This is a genomic window from Microbacterium sp. Bi128, assembly GCF_918698205.1.
In genome coordinates this window covers 1-2042 of record NZ_CAKKMM010000929.1, presented here as the reverse complement: position 1 = coordinate 2042, position 2042 = coordinate 1, and the positions used below count along the sequence as shown (strand labels likewise).

At 62.5% G+C, this 2042-nt stretch carries 4 protein-coding genes; all 4 read right to left on the bottom strand.

All coding sequences use genetic code 11. The annotated features are described in order from the left end of the window. A partial coding sequence (gene rpsC, locus LQV45_RS28130; RefSeq protein ID WP_230010219.1) for a 30S ribosomal protein S3 occupies positions 1–681 on the bottom strand: 681 nt, incomplete at its 3' end. Then, positions 682–1047, bottom strand: a complete 366-nt coding sequence (gene rplV, locus LQV45_RS28125; protein ID WP_003803798.1) for a 50S ribosomal protein L22 — start codon at positions 1045–1047, stop codon at positions 682–684. It abuts the gene before it with no gap. Positions 1048–1085: 38 nt separating this feature from the next. Next, a complete protein-coding gene (rpsS, locus tag LQV45_RS28120) occupies positions 1086–1367 on the bottom strand; it encodes a 30S ribosomal protein S19 (RefSeq protein ID WP_018773666.1) in 282 nt (93 codons plus the stop codon). Positions 1368–1379: 12 nt separating this feature from the next. Further along, positions 1380–2042, bottom strand: a 663-nt coding sequence (rplB, locus tag LQV45_RS28115) for a 50S ribosomal protein L2 (RefSeq protein ID WP_230010217.1), incomplete at its 5' end; no start/stop codon positions are given.

Here is a 2042-nt window from a genome sequence, read left to right as displayed (position 1 = left end):
GCCACGGGACGGAGCAGCAGCTGCCTGCTGAGCCAGTTCCTTGGCAGTGACGTCGCCCTTGTAGATCCAGACCTTCACGCCGATGCGGCCGAAGGTGGTCTTGGCCTCGTAGAAGCCGTAGTCGATGTTCGCACGCAGGGTGTGCAGGGGCACACGGCCTTCGCGGTAGAACTCCGAGCGGGACATTTCTGCGCCGCCCAGTCGACCCGAGCAAGCGATCCGGATGCCCTTGGCACCGGCGCGCTGTGCGGACTGCATGGCCTTCTTCATCGCACGGCGGAAAGCCACGCGGGAAGTCAGCTGCTCTGCAACGCCCTGGGCAACAAGCTGGGCTTCCATCTCGGGGTTCTTGACCTCGAGGATGTTCAGCTGAACCTGCTTGCCCGTGAGCTTCTCAAGCTCGCCGCGGATGCGGTCTGCTTCAGCGCCGCGGCGGCCGATGACGATGCCCGGACGTGCCGTGTGGATATCCACGCGGACACGGTCGCGGGTGCGCTCGATTTCGACCTTGGCGATACCGGCGCGCTCCATGCCCGTGGACATGAGCTGGCGGATACGGATGTCTTCGCGAACGAAGTCCTTGTACCGCTGGCCGGCCTTGGTGCTGTCGGCGAACCAGTGCGATACGTGATCGGTGGTGATGCCGAGTCGGAACCCGTGCGGGTTAACTTTCTGTCCCACTTAGCGAGCCTCCTCTTTCTCCGGGGTAGCGACTACCACGGTGATGTGGCTCGTGCGCTTCTTGATCTGAAATGCACGACCCTGGGCTCGCGGCTGGAACCGCTTCATGGTCGGGCCTTCATCAACAAACGCTTCGCTGATGATGAGGTCACCTTCGTCAAACGCCACGCCGTCGCGGTCCGCGAGGACCCGGGCGTTGGAGATTGCCGACTGAACTACCTTGAATACCGGCTCCGAAGCTGCCTGGGGGGCAAACTTCAGAATTGCCAGAGCCTCATTCGCTTGCTTACCACGAACAAGGTTGACGACGCGCCGGGCCTTCATAGGCGTTACGCGGATGTGACGCGCAATTGCCTTGGCTTCCATTGCTTTCCTTCTCTCGTCTTTGACGTAAGTGCAGGCGCCTAGCGGCGCTTGCCCTTACGGTCGTCCTTGACATGGCCGCGGAATGTCCGCGTGGGAGCGAATTCGCCGAGCTTGTGCCCGACCATCGACTCAGTGACAAACACGGGGATGTGCTTGCGTCCGTCGTGTACGGCGATCGTGTGGCCGAGCATGTCGGGGACGATCATCGAACGGCGGGACCAGGTCTTGATGACGTTCTTGGTGCCCTTTTCGTTTTCCCTGGCTACCTTTACAAAGAGGTGCTGGTCAACGAAAGGACCTTTTTTCAGGCTGCGTGGCATGTGTCCAGGCTCCTATCGCTTGTTCTTGCCAGTACGACGGCGACGAACAATAAGCTTGTCGCTCTCTTTGTTGGGACGGCGGGTGCGGCCTTCGCGCTTACCGTTCGGGTTGACGGGGTGACGTCCACCGGACGTCTTACCCTCGCCACCACCGTGGGGGTGGTCAACCGGGTTCATGGCGACACCACGGACGGTCGGGCGAACGCCCTTCCACCGCATACGGCCGGCCTTGCCCCAGTTGATGTTCGACTGCTCGGCGTTGCCGACCTCGCCGACGGTTGCGCGGCAGCGCACGTCAACGTTGCGGATTTCGCCGGAAGGCAGACGCAGCTGGGCGAAACGGCCTTCCTTTGCAACGAGCTGGATCGATGCGCCGGCGGAGCGGCCCATCTTGGCGCCGCCACCCGGACGCAGTTCGACTGCGTGGATTACGGTACCGACCGGGATGTTGCGCAGCGGAAGGTTGTTGCCGGGCTTGATGTCAGCGTCGGCGCCGGCCTCTACGAAGTCGCCCTGGGACAGCTTGTTCGGGGCGATGATGTAACGCTTGGTGCCATCAACGTAGTGCAGGAGGGCGATCCGAGCCGTGCGGTTCGGGTCGTACTCGATTTCGGCAACGCGGGCGTTGACGCCGTCCTTGTCGTGGCGACGGAAGTCGATCAGACGGTACTGGCG